Below are 17,369 nucleotides of genomic sequence, written 5' to 3'. Positions count from 1 at the left end.
CTGATTGTAGCGGATATACTTAGCTCGACACTGTGTTGCGGGGACTTAGGCAGGCGGGATATCGAGGCAACAGGAGCACGACTGCCTATTAGTCACCGCCACAGTGGCAGCTAAGATAGTAGCGTAAAGCGGGAATAGCTACTCATTTAACCCCGTCCGAAACTTCTTATAATCACTAGCTGTCTGTTTTACCGCCTCAATCATCGGCACATGACCAATATTTGGCATCATGATAACCTCTGCTTGCGGGATAATATCTTTAATGAGCTCAGTCGTTTCAGGCTTGATAACCCGATCCTTATCTCCCCAAACCACCAACGTTGGAATATCATACTCAGCGATGACTTTGGCGCGCTCCTCTACATTATCCATGACGATTTGCTCAAGGATTTTGGCATCTAGCTCTTTATTAGCGATTCTCTCTTGTGCAAACACCGCTTTTACCGACTTTGGTATATAGGGCGGCTTATACATAACAAAATTATATAAGCCATAAATATCTTCTGTCTTAGTGATCAGTAGCGGATTATTCTCAAGCGTCGCGCCCTCAAGCGATTTTGGCAATCCTGCTGACCAAAACCCTGCGCTGTCTATCAGCCATAGACTCTTGACATCTTGCGGATACTTGGCAGCATAAGCCACACTGATCGCGCCGCCCATCGAGTTACCAGCGACGTGAATGTTAGAAGCCACACCTTTGGCTTGCAACAGCTCATGCAAACGCTCAGCTTGAGCATCAGCGCGATAATCGGCCGCCATTGGCTTACTAGAATTACCAAAACCGAGTAAATCAGGAATAATAAGGTGATAGCTGTCTAATTGATTCGCTATGCGCGTAAAGTTGTCTTTATTACCGCCAAAGCCATGAATCAGTAGTAAAGGCTCGCCAGTCACATTGACATTCTCAGCGTAAGTTAATTTATCACCTGAGGCTAAAGTAAAGGTCTTTATATCAAGATCTGATTTATTACGTTCGTACTGCACGAGCTTTTGAGTAGTAGAAACAGCGAGGGTATTAGGAGCAGTCGTACAACCTACGACTGACACACTAAAGATAGTGGCGAGAGCTAAACGTGTTAATAGCATTAAAAATCTTCCTACAAATGAATTTTAATGACAATCTTAAAGGTAAACTCCTGCTTAGACTTTTTAATTTATAACTTCGTAGTCAAAACATTATTCCTCTGTATTAATAAACAACACTACCGCTGAACTGATTACCTTTTTAATCAAGATAGAATGAATGATGTCATTTATAATAAGCGTTTTTATCGTAAATTGAAAAGCCAACCGAAAACAACTGGAATGGCATAAAAGGATGCACCTTGAGTAACCCTAGTACTCCCACTGACAAACGGCGTGACCTTACCAAAGGATCAATCCCTAAAACCATGCTGTTGTTCGCACTGCCAACACTGGGATCGTCGGCCCTACAGTCGTTAAACGGATCGATCAATGCCATTTGGGTAGGTCGATTTTTAGGTGAAGAAGCGTTGGCGGCAACGGCGAATGGCAATATATTGATGTTTATACTGATCTCCTTCGTTTTTGGTTTCGGTATGGCATCCACTATCTTGATTGGTCAAGCAATGGGCAGCCGCGACGATACTATGGTCAAGAGAACCATGGGGACAGCGCTAGGTAGTATTATTCCAATAAGTATAATAGTGGCGGCTGGCGGCTGGATATTTGCGCCGATGCTACTTGATCTGCTGGGTACGCCTCCTAGTGCTGTAGATCTTGCTCTGACTTATATGCGGATGATCTTTATTGCGATGCCTACTACTTTAACGTTTACGTTAATAATGATGGCATTGCGTGGTACTGGCGATTCCACGACGCCGCTTTGGTTTATCATTATATCGGTCATTATTGACCTGATTTTGACCCCAACGCTCATTTTGGGATTAGGCCCCTTTCCCGAATGGGGCATATTTGGCGCAGCCTTTGCCACCGCTGTCGCAAACACCCTAGCGCTTATTGGCATGGTCATCACCATGTACTTTCGTGGCTCTATACTGGCACTTAAGATGCCGGAGCTTCGCTTTTTGCGCGCTAACCGAAACATCATGAAATCAATGGTGTCAAAAGGCTTGCCAATGGGCCTGCAGATGATCGTCATCTCTTCAGCGGCGTTGACTATGCTGTCGTTGATAAACCGTGAAGGTGTACAGACGACAGCCGCTTATAGCGCCACCCAACAGCTTTGGACCTACGTGCAGATGCCCGCTATGGCGTTAAGTGCCGCGGCTAGTGCCATGGCTGCCCAGAACATCGGTGCTAATCAATGGAATAGGATTTCGGGCATCACCCGCTGGGGGCTTATTTTTAACTTAGTACTGACAGGTTTTATTATTGTGCTGCTGACTATTTTTGATGAAAACCTTCTTGGGTTTTTTCTTGGCAGTGACAGTAAAGCCATACCGATCGGGCGCCATATCCAAATAGTGGCGACATGGGGCTATCTGTTCTTTGGCGTAGCACAGGTGCTGTTCGGTACCATGCGGGCGAACGGCTACGTGATTTGGCCGCTGATCGTTATGGTCATTTCAATGTACCCCGTGCGTCTTGGATTCGCTTTCGGGCTTTCTCCCCTACTGGGAACGGATGCGCTTTGGTGGTCGTTTCCAGCAGGTATGGTAGCCACTGCCCTAATGGGGTTAGGACTATATATGCACGGTGGCTGGCGCCAAGGCAAAAATCTATCTGCAGAAGAAGCGGCGCAAAGGTCTGAAGCGTTTCGTGCTAATACCGGCACTAGCGCGTCGTGTCGCGATATTTTACCGACCACTTCGTGGAAGCGCTCCCCTCTACGTCGTGTGGTGAACTTGCATCGCAGAATTCATAGAATTCATAGAATCCATCAACTCAATAAATCTAAACGCTAGTAGCGTAGTCCATATTGGTACTTTTCAATAAAAATTCTACTGCTGGCGCATGGATAGCAGTAGTATCAAATATGGGGATTGGGCGGTCTGCTGGTTTGATTAGCAGTCCAATCTCAGTGCAGCCTAATATTACGCCCTCAGCAACTTGCGTAGCCCGCTGCTTAAGCGCTGCAATGTAGCCGCAATATAACAGTCATGTGAGTTAGCTAATATTTGCTCTTGGCATAGTTTTGCATAGATAATACGATGCATCTCAGTCATAGTGAACTAAGTATCCAATAGCACTATAATCTTAATCTTTAGTAGATTAAAACCATGGTAACTAACTATCAAAATATCAAATTGAGCGCAATTATGTCCGCATCCCCTACCTTTAGAATACGTACCCGCCGTAAGTATTATCGACTAATCTTCACTGGCCTGATGGCAATGATGATGTCACTGATTATCTCAGCGGCCCTTATTACCGTAAAAACGGGCATTCATGATGGGTTTTTTATGATCTTATTGCAGTCGTGGGGATTGGCCTTTGTCTTTGCTTGGCCAAGCGCTTATGTCTGCGCCTACTTTGTGCAGGAGCACGTCCTGAGTCGGATTGAGTTTTATTGAATGGGTTCCATACTAAGCAGAAACTTTAGGAAGCAACGGTGATGAAATTACACTTTTCACTACTGGCAAATTACAATGCCGTTATGAATCAAAAGATCAATGATAGTCTTGCTGACCTTTCTGAGGATGCTCTATGGAAGGATAACCAGGCATTTTTTCACTCCATATTAGGGACGCTAAACCATCTAATGGCTGGCGACTTACTGTGGTTAAGACGTTTTACTGCCGATGCTAACCTTGTAGATATCGATGTCAGTCACTCCACTCAAACCTCGCAATCTTTAGCAGACTTCCCTTCCATAACCACACTTACCCAAACCTTATATCTTAGTAAATCAGAGTTTATTAATAATAGACAAGCGCTAGATAAGCTCATCATTGAGTTCATTGAACAAACCCTAGAAAGAGATTATGCAAAAGTATTAACTTATATTAATACTAAAAACTTAGTGTATAACAAACCCTTTTCGATGCTACTTCAGCACTTTTTTAACCACCAAACTCATCATCGTGGGCAAGTAACGACGCTACTAAATCAAGCTGGTATTGATATTGGTGAGACAGATTTATTGATGTTGATTGCTGATGTTTGATTGTTGATTGTTGATTGTTGATTGTTGATTTTAATTATTGTTATGAGTGAATAATCATATAGGCTGCAGTCGATACACCCTATATAATTAAAACAAAACCACTAATCTATTAATCTACCCGCCATACTCTCGCTGTTGCAAAGCACTCAATGGTCTCATATGACTAAGCTCAACCGATTGAGCTCAACTGATTGAGCTTAAGTGGTTAAGTTTAAGTGGCTAAGTTTAAGGGACTAGGATCAACCGATTAAGCTGCTACAACCTTGTTCTTTAAACAAGCCACACGATGTTCTAAAGTGCCTTCTAACACCGGTTTAATCTGAGCACATTCTGCATCAGCTATTGGACAGCGGGTACGAAAAACACAACCTGACGGTGGATTAATCGGACTTGGTAAATCACCTTCTAACAACTGAATAGTTTTATTACGCTCAGCAATAGGATCAGGTAACGGCACAGCCGACATCAGCGCTTGGGTATAAGGATGGGTTGGGTTGCCATACACGGCTTTGTCCACGCCGAGCTCAACTGCATGGCCTAAATACATGACTAGTACACGATCAGCAATATGCTTGACCACTGATAAATCGTGAGCGATAAAGATCAGTGCCAGCCCCATCTCTTGTTGTACTTCTTGTAATAAGTTAATGACCTGCGCTTGAATGGAGACATCCAAAGCGGAAACTGGCTCATCACAGATGATGATTTTGGGTTTCAATATCAGGGCGCGCGCAATACCAATACGCTGACACTGACCGCCTGAAAACTCATGCGGATAGCGGTTGATCTGATTAGATAGCAGACCAACCTTTTTCATAATAGCGCGTACTTCACTTTGCACTTCAGGCTTTTTCATTTTTGGATAATAAGTGCGTAGTGGCTCAGCGATAATATCACCTACCGTCATGCGCGGATTAAGCGACGCTAACGGGTCTTGAAAGATCATTTGAATGTCTTTACGCTTGATTCTCATGGTCTTTTTAGAAGCACCGACCATCTCTTCATCATAGAACTTAATACTGCCAGAATCAGCTTGGATCAAGCCGATAATAGTCCGAGCAAGCGTTGATTTACCACAGCCCGACTCTCCTACTACGCCTAAGGTCTCGCCAGCAAACAACTCAAACGATACGCCATTGACTGCTTTTAGAGTGGCAGGCTTTTGCCAAAAGTAAGCCCCTTGCTGTTTAATATTAAAAGTCGTATGTACGTCCTTTACTTTTAGCAACGGGATTTGATGAGTGCTATTAGTGCTAATTGAATCTTGTGTGGTGATAGTCATACCTTACCCCTCTATCCCTGAAGCAGTGTTAGTGGTGCTAGTCGCTGAGTCGTCAATTTGGATTTCAGGTTGCCAGTGACAGGCGCGCTGACGCTCATGTGGTAAAAACTCCAGCGGCGGCGGCGTATCACGGCAAATATCCATCGCATGCCCACAGCGCTCATAAAAAGGACAACCGGCAGGTAAGTCTAACAGGTTTGGTGGACTGCCCGGAATAGTCTCAAGCTTGCCCCCTTTATCATCCAAACGTGGAATAGCCTTCAGCAGCCCTATAGTATAAGGGTGAGTGGGCGTATAAAAAATCTCATCGGTTTGCCCATAGGCCATCGTGCGACCTGCATACATCACTAGCACTCGATCACAAATGCCAGCGACCACTCCTAAATCATGGGTAATCATAATAATGGTCGTGCCAAAATCACGTTTTAGCTCGTTTAACAGCACCATAATCTGCGCTTGCACTGTGACATCAAGGGCGGTCGTTGGCTCATCGGCAACCAATAACTTGGGCCGACATAGCAGCGCCATCGCAATCATAACTCGCTGGCGCATACCACCTGAGAACTCATGCGGATACATGTTAATACGCTTTTTGGCCTCTGGGATCTTAACTGCATCCAACATTCGTACTGACTCAGCCCACGCTTCTTTTTTGCTCATGCCTTTATGCAAGGTCAATACTTCAGCAAGCTGATTGCCTATCTTCATATAAGGATTCAAGGAAGTCATTGGATCTTGAAAAATCATAGCGATTTGTTCAGCGCGAATTTTATTCAGTGCTTTTTGTGACAAGCCAAGCAGCTCATTGCCTTCAAAGAGTACCGAACCTTTTGCGTGACCATTATTGGCAAGCAGTCCCATAATGGCAAACGCAGTCTGCGATTTACCTGAGCCGGACTCACCAACGATACCTAAGGTCTCGCCTTGGTGCAGGTTGAAATTTAAGCCATTAACGGCCGTTACTAGTCCATCTTCAGTAGTGAACTGAACCGATAAATCTTTAACGGCTAATAGACTATCTGCAGGGTTACGCTGATGGTGAAAGACCGAATCAGCGCCTGTATTAATAATAGTAGAGTCTATTTTTATAGGTGTACTATTAACATTGTGAGTTGCCATGATGTCAGCCTCCTAACGGTCTTTGGGATCAAACGCATCACGCAGCCCATCGCCAATAAAGTTAAAGCAAAATAAAGTAATAACCAAAAAAACTGAAGGAATCAAAATCTGCCAAGGCGCTACTTGCATAGTTTTAGAGCCTTCTTGCAACAGCGCGCCCCAACTGGTCATCGGCTCTTGCACCCCTAGACCTAAGAAGCTTAAAAATGACTCAAACAAAATCATCGTTGGTACTAATAAAGAGGCATAGACCACTACCACACCCAGTACATTAGGTACGATATGACGCAGGATAATATTGAAGCCTGAAACCCCGCCGACATGCGCCGCTTCAATAAACTCTTTACTCTTCAAACTAAGGGTCTGTCCACGGACGATACGGGCAACATCTAACCAAGAGACTAGCCCAATTGCCACAAAGATTAAGATAAGGTTACGTCCAAAGATGGTAACCAATAAGATCACAAAGAACATAAAAGGAAAGGCGCTTAGAATCTCTAATACTCGCATCATCACCGAGTCAACCTTGCCCCCTAAGTACCCTGAGGTCGCTCCATATATGGTCCCAAAAATCACTGCCACTGTAGCGCCAGCTATCCCAACTAATAACGAGATACGACCACCGACCGCGGTTCGCACTAATAAGTCGCGACCGAGTGTATCGGTACCGAAGTAATGCTTATTATCGATAGCAGGGGCAGCTTGCATAAAGTTCCAGTCGGTCTCAGCATAGCCAAAAGGCGCTAGCATCGGCACGAATATAACAAAAGCCCCAATCAGTAATAATATAAATAGGCTGGCGACTGCGGCCTTATTACGATAAAAACGGCGCTTGGCATCTTGCAAAAGACTGCGGCCTTTAATTTCCTTGGCCGGCTCGTCTAGTAGAGCGGTTGGCTTATCTGCTGTAAGGCTCATAGTCGTCCTTGTAATCATTTATTTAACATAGCAATGAATAGAATGTGTAAAACGGCAATGAAGTACTAGCCATACTGTTGCATGCCCTAGTCCAATATCACACTTAGTATTGAATTTTTGGATCAATTACCGCGTACAGAATATCGACGATAGCGTTAAAAGTAATAGTCAACACGCCCACCAAGATAGTCAAACTAAGCACCACACCATAATCTCGATTAAGCGCACCATTGACGAATAACTGTCCGATACCTGGCAGACCAAAAATAGTCTCAATCACGATAGAGCCCGTGATAATACCGACAAAGGCTGGGCCTAAATAGGAGATAACCGGCAGCATAGCGGGTCGTAATGCATGCTTCATCACGATTTGGCGCATCGGTAGGCCTTTTGATTTTGCGGTGCGAATATATTGACTGTTCATCACCTCAATCATCGAGCCCCTCATGATGCGGGCGATACTGGCAACGTAAGCCAGCGCCAAAGCGGTGACTGGTAATACTAGATTAGGAAGCGCCCCATCATTCCAGCCCCCTGCTGGTAACCATTGCAAAAGAATGGCAAAAATAAGTACTAGTAATGGCGCTTTTACAAAGCTTGGAATCACCACCCCAGTCATTGCAAAGGCCATGAGCACGTAGTCTAGCCAAGAGTTTTGTTTTAGTGCCGCAATAATGCCAAAGGCCAACCCCAATACTAATGCTAGTATAAAAGCATATAAGCCTAGCTCCATAGATACTGGAAACGACTGCGACAGTAGCTCATTGACGGTATGGTCTTTATACTTAAAAGATGGTCCAAAATCGCCCACTGCCAACTGCTTTAGGTAATTAATATACTGTAACCACATGGGATCGTTGAGGTGATACTTCGCTTCAATATTAGCCATAACCGCTGGCGGCAAATTACGCTCACCAGTGAAAGGGCTGCCTGGTGCTAAACGCATCATAAAGAAGGACACGGTTATCAGCACAAATAAGGTCGGGATTGCCTCTAAGATGCGTCGGAAAATTAGTTTTAGCATAAGGCCTCTTTTATCATGATCATAGTGCTCATTCCTAAGCTTAGCGGCAGACAAATAACGACAGCAAAGCCAATGCCCAGTTAGCTATCAAATAGTCAACTTCAAGGGACTCAACTTACTTGTACTACCTGAAATCAGAGCTTTTTAAACTGCAAAAATTTCATCCATCAAGCCTAAAAAAAACGGCAATGAAGAATGAAACTAATGAGAAATAGGAAATAATACTAAAAATATTCAGTGACTGTTTATAAGCTATCCAATGGCCTATCTTGCACTATAAAACTATAAACAGCTGCAACTCGCAGTCGCTGATAGGGCTATGAATCAGGTTTAATCTTCTTCATAGCCCCTAGCTACTATCGGCATATGACTGCTATACCTAAAGAGATCAGTGTTTGGCGATGGATAGATCTTTGCCTTGCCAGTTACCTAAGATATCTTGGCTTGGGAAGCCAACGACATAAGGCTTAATTAAACGTGGGCTGACATAATGGTACATGTTCAACAGAGGCATATCTTGATCAAGCTGCACTTCGGCCTGTTTGTATATACCGCCACGCTGCTCAGGGGTGACACCCGCTTGCAAGGTTTTCGCCATTAAGCTATCAAAGTTAGCGCTATTGTATTTACCATAGTTACCACTGTTATCGGATTTGAGAATATTTAAGAATGCTGACGGCTCATTATAATCGCCACACCAGCCCGCACGTGCAATTTGGTAATCACCATTACGACGGGTATCCAAATAAGTCTTCCATTCTTTATTAGTCAAAGTCACATCAACGAAACCAAGTGCTTGCTTCCATAATGACGTAGCGGCCACCGCAGTCTTTTTGTGGTTATCGTTAGTATTATATAGCAGCTCGAATTTAAGCGGCTTGCTGTCGCTGTAGCCTGCTTCGTTGAGCAGTTTTTTGGCTTCAGCAATACGTTTTTCTTTATCCCAAGTCGACCACTCTGGCGCGTTTTTAACATCACCATTAGTGGCAGGCGGTGTCAATTGATACGCCGCAGTCTGGCCTTGACCGATTACCTTATCTACAATAGTGTCACGATCCAACGCCAAAGCTAAGGCGCGGCGCACTTTAGGATCATTAAACGGTGGCTTAACGGTATTAAACTCATAATAATAAGTACAAAGATAAGGCGCTACTCTAAGCTGATCGCCGAGCTGCTCTTTGAGAGACGCAAATTGCTCAGTCGGCACGTCATTGTAAGTAATGTCGATCTCGCCGGCCTGATAGCGTGCAACATCCGTGGTGCTAGAAGGAATCGCTAGCATAGTGATCTTATTAATAGTAGTGTTGGCATCGTCGTAATAAGAGGGGTTACGGGTTAAGACGATCTTGTCATTGACTTGCCACTGGCTAGGCTTATAAGGACCATTCACTACGATATTTGCAGGATCTGTCCATTTATCACCAAAGGCCTCAACCGTCTTTTTATGAACCGGCTTGACCGAATTGTGGATCAGCATGTCTGGGAAATAAGGTACTGGCTGTGACAAAGTAATCTGCAAAGTCTTATCGTCGATAGCCTTTACTCCAAGGGTATCAAGTGCGGCTTTGCCATCTACGATCTGATCGGCACCGACTACTTTGGCATCGACTAAATAACTTGCATACGGTGAGGCAGTATTAGGATCGACTAAGCGGCGCATACTATAGGCAAAGTCCTCTGCCGTTACTGGATCCCCATTCGACCATTTAGCATCACGTAGCTTAAACGTCCATACTTTATTATCCTCGCTCTCCCAACTGGTCGCTATGCCGGGAATGGTTTTGCCTTCAGCGTCAGTATTAGTCAAGCCTTCAAATATCTGACGGTCAATATTGGCTTCAGGAACCCCAGATACCTTGTGTGGATCCAGTGATTCTGGCTCCGCAGCATTGTTAACCACTAGCTCTTGAGTATCAGCAAGTACACTAGGATCAACAGCAGCTGATTTACTGGCGTTATTATCAGTTGCAGACTTATCGCTACAGCCAGTCATAGACATGGCGAGCACAAGAGCAGTAGGCAGAAAAAAAGTATTGAATAGGCGGTTAGGATTTTGCATCATGTAATGACCTAGCTAGCAGGTGGCTGGGGCAGATCGACTAAGTTGTAGTCAACCTCTTAAGTTTAATATATCCGTATATTGCCTTTATTAACTAAGTATCATCAGTATAGCTGGCAGCGCTACCGTTCTGTGTTGAAGCCTTAATTTATAACTATCAGTAATAAGCTGATAATTAAAAGTTAGCCATTCTAATTGAGATAATCTTAGGTAACTATTAGTAACAAATAGGACAACTATTAGTAATAAAAAACGAAGCAAATGTCAACAGATTTTAATATTGTTGTGCTAGCCACTCCTAAAATTAGCTTATAAGCGCCGCACAATTAACAGATAAAAACCATCTACAACTCTATTAATAAAGTAGTCATCGCTCCCCTTTATCCGCTCGTAACACAGCCCCTTTCTCTTTGAGAAAAAGCTTACCCTTATGCTATTAGCTTGATAGTAAATACAATAAATTACTATATAAGCTATTGAAAATAAAGACTATTAAGTTAATACTTTCGACAAGGCACTAGATATTAAAGTAGAAAATAGAATTAAAACAGTGTCGTCTACTATAAAATTTGAGCCAATATCATCTTCTAATAATCATACTTTTATAATGTAAAAAACAGCTGTTATCCACTCTCACAAAAAGTTAGCCTATTGCTTATTTTCAACTTATTTATTTTTGTACAAATTTGAAAAATTAAGCATAGAAAATTCTATCTGTAACAATCATAGCGCCTAAAAGCGCTGTCGACTCATTTTTAGCGCTCTAAAAGAGCTAATAGTATTGTTCAATACCTCAATGGCACCCCTATTAATCAAATAGTATTTATTACTACTGGTAGTATTTATTGCTGTAGCTTCTGGCGGTAGATTATCATCAGCGCTACTGCAAAATGCTACTGCACTATTAACTAGGGCTTTATAAACTTTAGTATGCTATTAATATAAAAAACAGCTAAGATAAGCTAAATAATCTTTTATTTAGAGAGCGCTATGAGTCAACCACGGCGTAGCATCGAGCAACTGCTTAAGCAAGGTAGCTTACCCTTATCTCATGCTGATACAGCAGCTCTAAAGTTGGAAGTTTATCCTCCTAAACACACTTGGCTTGCGTTCTTTGATAAAGCGGCATTGATTATTGGCTCAGTAGCGCTAGTATTAGCTCTAGTATTCTTTATCGCCTATAACTGGCAAAATATGAGCCATACTGGCAAATTCGCTTTAGTCGAAGGAGCTTTAGTTGTCACTATAGCGCTCTACATAATTCTCTGTTTTAAACAACGATTTCAGCTCGTACGGCAATTACTGCTGCTTATAGCTAGTATCATCACTGGTAGTTTATTGGCGTTATTTGGTCAGGTTTACCAAACTGGCGCTGATACTTGGCAGCTGTTCTTTAATTGGGCGCTATTGATTATTCCTTGGGTGCTCATTGCTCGCCTGCCTGCACTTTGGCTGTTATGGCTTGGGCTCATAAATGCCAGCCTGATACTCTATATGGACGTGGCAGCTATTGTATTTGCAGATTATATTTATCAAGATATCTTGCAGCTGAGTATCCTAGCTATCTTCAATTTAGTAGCCCTAATTCTATGGCTGTCTACTGTAGAGAATAAACCCAGTTCTCATTTAAGCTTATATAAACCAACGCTATTAACAACCGCTGCTACTAAAGCTGCTATTTCTCAAACAGCGCTGCCCACTAAGTCCAGTTTGCACTGGAGTACTTATGTGGTGGGCTTGCTAAGCACTTATTTCATTACTCATCTAGCCATTATCACTATCTTTGACGATATCAAAACGCTACCGTTGCTCTTTACTTTGTCGCTATGGGCAAGCTGGTGTGGCTTTATGCTTTGGCGTTTTTATCGGCAGCGCAGTGACTTATTAATGCTGACTTATCTATGCGGCTCTGTGATTACAGTAGTTATGTTCTGGACGGGCAAGTTGCTGCTCGATGATTGGGAAGCTGGTGGCTTTTTATTGCTAGCGCTATTATTGATTGTAATGAGTTCAGCGATGGTAGTTTGGCTACGACGCCTTGCCCGCTTAGATAAGAGGGGTCAGCAGTCTGAGCTGCTGGCACAAATGCAAAGTGAGGATGTAAAGTGACAATATAAAGTGACTATGCGAGGTGACTATGAATAACTATGATCAGACGTTTGCGCAGTTGCAACAGCTAGGCCTGATTGCGCCTAACCCTATTGTAGATAGCCGTAACCCTAGGGATAGCGATGCCACTGTTTTGGCTGATAACCTTGCTAACCCAGCTGATGATAATGACAGTACGCCTTGGTTTATCCACTTATTTTTTGGCTTTAGTGGGGTGTTATCGAGCATATTTTTGGTTGGGTTTTTATCCCTGATACTGTATCAAGCAGAGGTCTTTGACAGCTCACTACTACAATGGCTGGTCGGCATAATACTGAGTGCTATAGCTTTTACTTTATTTAAAAATAAAAAATCTGCGGATAATACTTTTTGGAACAGTTTGGCCTTTGCTTTGAGTGGCGCAGGACAGCTATATTTGATGTTTGCCTTATTTGGCAGTGAGATAATCCAACCGCTGATCCTTTGGCTGTTTTTACTGATCCAAGTCATCATGACTCTTGTTATGCCTAATTTTATTTATCGACTGCTCAGTAGTGCGGCGGTATTGGGCGTAATAGTCTATTTGCTTAGCTTTTACCAACTGCCTGAACTGAGCTTAGCACTATTAGCTCTAGTCACTATTATGGCAAATTTGCAACGCTATTGGTTAATAAGTTACCTACCGATTCGATGGCGTGCAGGGGCTTTTGATATCAGTAAAGCGCTGAGCTATGCTTCTGCCTTTGTGCTACTTATCTTTTCTATCTATATTTTCGCTGGCGACTACAACGTCCAATTTATCAGTAATAAATTTAGCTATAATTACTATATGGCGCAAGGGCTGTTGGTAATGGTCAGCTTATATGGCGCTCACCTTATTCTTCAGCGCTACCAGATGAAGCTACTGTGTTTTAAATCGCCCTCACAACCTGACATTATTATCGTCTGCGTCATCATTATCATCGGCATCATATCGGTCTATGTTTCAGGGCTATTGTCTGCCAGCATAGTGATTATTATTGGCATTGCTAATAGCCAAAGGCTGCTATTGGGGGTTGGCTTGCTTGCCTTAGTGAGCTATATATTTTGGTATTACTATCAGCTTGATAGCTCTTTATTAATAAAGTCAGGCTCAATGCTTCTTATCGCTATCAGTATATTGCTGATACGTTGGCTGCTGGTGAGTCGTTATATTGCTAGCGACTTACCTTTGACAGTCTTGCGTACAACCACTGCTAAGCTACCTCCTAAAACCTCTGTTGGCACCATGGCTAACCAAGACAGCGGTAGTGATGATCAGGAGCTTCCCTCATGACTCAGCCTATTAATAACCCCCACTCTGCTGAGGGTGATACTTTAAGCCATCAGCGCAAACCAACACTTTCAAAGTTGCCTTGGTGGCAGAAACGCTCAGTGACTATCGCCATGGCGCTACTAGGATTGCTAGCAGTATTAGTCGCGATCACTATAAAAGTGATTGAACATGAAAACCATCTAGCTACTGGTAAACCAATACTGTTGCAGCTGGCCCCTGTCGATCCGCGCGGCTTTATGCAAGGTGATTATATGGCGCTCAGTTATACTATAGAGCGTGATATCTTTGATGCCCTACGACCACAATACGAGAGCTTACAGCCGCCAACACCAGCCCTAGATTCTGAATTAGAAGGTTCTGAATTAGAAGGTTCTGAGCTACAGGAATCTGCGCCAAATGAATCAAGGTCAGATTTTCGTATATATGACCCTATGCAAGGTTATGTAATTGTCGCAGTAGATAAGCATAACGTTGGGCATTTTGTGCGCTTAGCTGATGGTAATAATCAGCATGACTTAGCAGCCAATGAGCGGTCTATTCATTACCGTATCCGCCGTGGTAGCGTCCAACTAGCAACCAATGCCTTCTTCTTTCAAGAAGGTCAGGCCAAAGCCTTTGAGGCAGCAGAGTATGGGTTATTCCGAGTTAACGATAAGGGCGAACCCTTATTAACGGATATGGTGGACAAAAATTATAAAGTTATTGCCTTAGATTAGTAAGAATAAAATTGTGCGCATTTTATAAGCTTTGGCTGATTCTAGGCTATGGGCCAAACCCCTAAAAACAGTGCTCTGAGGATATCAAAGCGCTGTTTTTATGCTAAGGGGTATTGAACCATCATTAACCATACTGACAAAATACTTAACTAAACTGATATTGCGCTAGTTAGGCGCGACTTGCTACTGTAAACCGTGATAATTATTTAATAATAACTCAAGGAATATACTATGCGTAGCGCAACTTATGATCATTTTGGCAGACCTACTGAAGTCCTCAGTCTAGGCGATCGCCCTACTCCAGAGCCAAAAGCTAACGAAGTACGAGTGAAGACTATCTTGGCTTCTATCCATAATCATGACTTACTAACTATTCGTGGCAAATATGGCTTTAAACCTGAAATGCCAGCTATTGGTGGTTCTGAGGCGGTTGGCATTATCGATGCTGTAGGTAGCGATGTTAAAAATCTAAAAGTCGGTCAACGCGTTGCCGCCGCTAGTGTGCAAGCGACTTGGGCAGAATATTTTGTGGCCTCAGAAGACATGGTATTTCCGGTACCGGAGAGCTTAAACGATGAAATGGCGGCGCAATTGATCGCTATGCCACTCAGTGCCTTGATGCTGCTTGAGTTCCTAGAAGTAGAGCGTGGTCAGTGGCTGATCCATAACGCTGCTAATGGTGCGGTCGGTAAATCCCTAGCTATGCTAGCGGCAGCTCGTGGGGTAAAAACCATCAATATAGTACGCAGTAGTGAGGCGGTGGCAGAGCTACAGGCCATTGGGATAGAGAATAATATCAATAGTGAAGATGAAGACTGGAAAGACCAAGTAAAATCAATGATTGCTGAGGATAAAATCAGCGCAGCAGTTGATTCCGTTGGTGGCGAAGACAGCGGTGCTTTATTATCACTACTGGGTCATGGCGGTACATTTGCGGTATTTGGCGCGATGTCAGGTAAGCCGATGATGCTCAACCCTACTGATATAATCTTTAAGCAGGCGACGCTAAAAGGCTTCTGGGGTAGCAAAATTAGCCAAGAGATGAGCGTAGACAACAAGCAGCGCTTAGTCGATGAGCTGATTGATAGAGCGGTTGGCGGTAAGCTACAACTGCCTGTTGAAGCGGTTTTTGATTTGGCAGATATTACCAAAGCGGTTGATGGAAAAATACAATCAGATAAAAAAGGCAAAATATTGTTAAAGCCTTAGTTGTTGCCATTGAATAAAAAAGCTCATGATTGCATGGGCTTTTTTATTTCTATAACCAGCTGTTACTGGCAGTAGCTAAAAAACACCGCAAACTAGGAATATGATTATGTCTAACCATAAAACTTTCAAAGCTTTAGTAGTCGAAGAAACTGACGACGGTGAATTTAAAAAAAGCATTCGCGAACGCAACGTCAGTGACTTGCCTGAGAATGACTTATTGATAGAGGTGCATTACTCTTCGCTAAACTATAAAGATGCTATGTCAGCAGCAGGCAATAAAAGAATCACCAAGCACTATCCGCACACCCCCGGTATTGATGCGGCAGGCATAGTGGTCAGTGACAAGTCTGGCACTTTTAAAGCAGGGCAAGAGGTGGTGGTATTCGGTTATGATCTTGGCATGGATACGGATGGGGGTTTGGGTCAGATGATCTCTATCCCAGCGGACTGGGCGGTCGAATGTCCGTCTTCATTGACGATAAAAGAAGCGATGATTTACGGTACTGGCGGCTTAACCGCAGCATTAAGTATCCAAAAGTTAGAGAAAATGGGCGCAAAACCTGAAGACGGTCCAGTGGCGGTAACGGGTGCAACAGGCGGCGTCGGTAGTATCAGTATCGCAATTTTGAGTCAGCTCGGTTATGAGGTTATCGCCTTCTCTGGTAAGCCTGAGCAAAGTGATTATCTCAAAGAGCTGGGTGCGAGTGAAGTCCGTCATCGTGATACCATCAATGAGGTCGGTAATAAACCTGCTGGTCGCGAGCTATGGGCCAATGCCATTGATACGATTGGCGGTGATTATCTAGCCAATTTACTTAAGCAAACCAAAGCTGGCGGCGCAGTTACCTCTTGCGGCTTGGCGAGCGGCGCTGAGTTCTCGATGACGGTATTGCCTTTTATCACACGCGCAGTGTCCCTACTCGGTATCGATTCGGTCTATATCCCACTGGCGGATAAAAAAGCTATCTGGCAGCGCGTGGCCACCGATATGAAACTGCCTAATTTAGAGAATTATGGTGAAGAGATTACGCTTGAGCAAACGCCTGAATACTTAGATCGATTTATAGCGAGTAAGACGGTTGGGCGTTATGTGGTCAATTTACGGGGGTAGGGTTTAGTTTAAAGTTAGGTTTTTAGACGGTTTTTAGACTATGGCAGTACTTCTTTTGGGGTGCTGCTTTTTTCTAGTTTTGGGAGATTAAATTTGCGTTCGCTTGCGATTATTCAAAACTCTAAAGTACTCCTGCAATTAGACAAAGATAGTATTAAAATGTTCTGAGACATATACTAACCATATCAAATAGAAACAATCTTAGACGACTAAAGGGATATAAATGCCAACACTCAATTGGATTGGTAAAGAAGCAGTAGAAAAGCACCATAAAGAAGTGCCATTTCGCTTATTAGAACCCGTAGAAGAGTTATAGTCACCTGACTTCAAAAATGTTATAGAATGAGTCAACTAAACGATTATTACTATAAATGACCATGACTTACTCCCTAGATTATCGCAAACAAGTCCTGAAAAGCTTAGATGAGGGTATGACCT

14 protein-coding genes are annotated in these 17,369 nt (G+C 43.3%); 8 read left to right on the top strand and 6 right to left on the bottom strand.

The genetic code is table 11. The annotated features are described in order from the left end of the window. Nucleotides 1–138: 138 nt before the first annotated feature. Nucleotides 139–1,086, bottom strand: a complete 948-nt coding sequence (locus JMY09_RS09820; protein ID WP_201623413.1) for an alpha/beta hydrolase — start codon at nt 1,084–1,086, stop codon at nt 139–141. A gap of 239 nt (nt 1,087–1,325) precedes the next feature. On the opposite strand from JMY09_RS09820, the gene JMY09_RS09815 reads away from it, so the two are divergent. The 3 genes from JMY09_RS09815 to JMY09_RS09800 all read left to right on the top strand — a co-directional run bounded on the left by JMY09_RS09815 (nt 1,326) and on the right by JMY09_RS09800 (nt 4,090). Beyond that, nucleotides 1,326–2,888 (top strand): MATE family efflux transporter, encoded by a 1,563-nt coding sequence (locus JMY09_RS09815; protein WP_227677269.1) that lies wholly within the window; start codon nt 1,326–1,328, stop codon nt 2,886–2,888. 354 nt (nt 2,889–3,242) lie between these two features. Then, complete coding sequence (locus JMY09_RS09805; protein WP_201623412.1) at nt 3,243–3,497, top strand: DUF2798 domain-containing protein; 255 nt, start codon at nt 3,243–3,245, stop codon at nt 3,495–3,497. Nucleotides 3,498–3,538: 41 nt separating this feature from the next. After that, the gene (locus JMY09_RS09800) at nt 3,539–4,090 is read left to right on the top strand and encodes a DinB family protein (RefSeq protein ID WP_201623468.1); all 552 of its coding nucleotides are present in this window, start codon (nt 3,539–3,541) and stop codon (nt 4,088–4,090) included. A gap of 247 nt (nt 4,091–4,337) precedes the next feature. On the opposite strand, the gene oppF is transcribed toward JMY09_RS09800, so the two are convergent. From oppF to JMY09_RS09775, 5 genes are all read right to left on the bottom strand, one after another. Then, complete coding sequence (oppF, locus tag JMY09_RS09795; protein ID WP_201623411.1) at nt 4,338–5,372, bottom strand: murein tripeptide/oligopeptide ABC transporter ATP binding protein OppF; 1,035 nt, start codon at nt 5,370–5,372, stop codon at nt 4,338–4,340. A gap of 3 nt (nt 5,373–5,375) precedes the next feature. Then, nucleotides 5,376–6,491, bottom strand: coding sequence for an oligopeptide ABC transporter ATP-binding protein OppD (oppD, locus tag JMY09_RS09790; RefSeq protein ID WP_201623410.1), 1,116 nt, complete (start codon nt 6,489–6,491; stop codon nt 5,376–5,378). 12 nt (nt 6,492–6,503) lie between these two features. Further along, nucleotides 6,504–7,409 (bottom strand): oligopeptide ABC transporter permease OppC, encoded by a 906-nt coding sequence (gene oppC / locus JMY09_RS09785; protein ID WP_201623409.1) that lies wholly within the window; start codon nt 7,407–7,409, stop codon nt 6,504–6,506. A 103-nt stretch (nt 7,410–7,512) separates the two neighbouring features. Next, nucleotides 7,513–8,433: an oligopeptide ABC transporter permease OppB gene (gene oppB, locus JMY09_RS09780; protein ID WP_201623408.1), complete on the bottom strand. Its 921-nt coding sequence runs from the start codon at nt 8,431–8,433 to the stop codon at nt 7,513–7,515. Between the two features lie 388 nt (nt 8,434–8,821). Beyond that, nucleotides 8,822–10,495, bottom strand: coding sequence for an ABC transporter substrate-binding protein (locus JMY09_RS09775; RefSeq protein ID WP_201623407.1), 1,674 nt, complete (start codon nt 10,493–10,495; stop codon nt 8,822–8,824). A gap of 987 nt (nt 10,496–11,482) precedes the next feature. Between JMY09_RS09775 and JMY09_RS09770 the strand changes: the two genes are divergently transcribed. The 5 genes from JMY09_RS09770 (at nt 11,483) to JMY09_RS09750 (ending at nt 16,931) form a co-directional block, all read left to right on the top strand. Next, complete coding sequence (locus JMY09_RS09770) at nt 11,483–12,601, top strand: DUF2157 domain-containing protein (RefSeq protein WP_201623406.1); 1,119 nt, start codon at nt 11,483–11,485, stop codon at nt 12,599–12,601. 28 nt (nt 12,602–12,629) lie between these two features. Further along, on the top strand, nt 12,630–13,895 hold the full coding sequence (locus JMY09_RS09765) for a DUF4401 domain-containing protein (RefSeq protein ID WP_201623405.1): 1,266 nt from the start codon (nt 12,630–12,632) through the stop codon (nt 13,893–13,895). Next, nucleotides 13,892–14,611, top strand: a complete 720-nt coding sequence (locus tag JMY09_RS09760) for a GDYXXLXY domain-containing protein (RefSeq protein ID WP_201623404.1) — start codon at nt 13,892–13,894, stop codon at nt 14,609–14,611. Before JMY09_RS09765 ends, JMY09_RS09760 begins: the two co-directional genes overlap by 4 nt. Nucleotides 14,612–14,842: 231 nt before the next feature. Continuing rightward, nucleotides 14,843–15,820 carry a zinc-binding dehydrogenase gene (locus JMY09_RS09755; protein WP_201623403.1) on the top strand — a complete coding sequence of 326 codons (978 nt, stop codon included), beginning with the start codon at nt 14,843–14,845 and terminating at the stop codon, nt 15,818–15,820. Nucleotides 15,821–15,926: 106 nt separating this feature from the next. Then, on the top strand, nt 15,927–16,931 hold the full coding sequence (locus tag JMY09_RS09750) for a YhdH/YhfP family quinone oxidoreductase (RefSeq protein WP_201623402.1): 1,005 nt from the start codon (nt 15,927–15,929) through the stop codon (nt 16,929–16,931). Nucleotides 16,932–17,369: the final 438 nt, after the last annotated feature.

This window comes from Psychrobacter urativorans, from assembly GCF_904846695.1.
GTDB classification, from domain to species: domain Bacteria; phylum Pseudomonadota; class Gammaproteobacteria; order Pseudomonadales; family Moraxellaceae; genus Psychrobacter; species Psychrobacter urativorans.
Note: the sequence above shows the minus strand (reverse complement) of the source record. Positions and strands in the feature narration are given on the sequence as shown.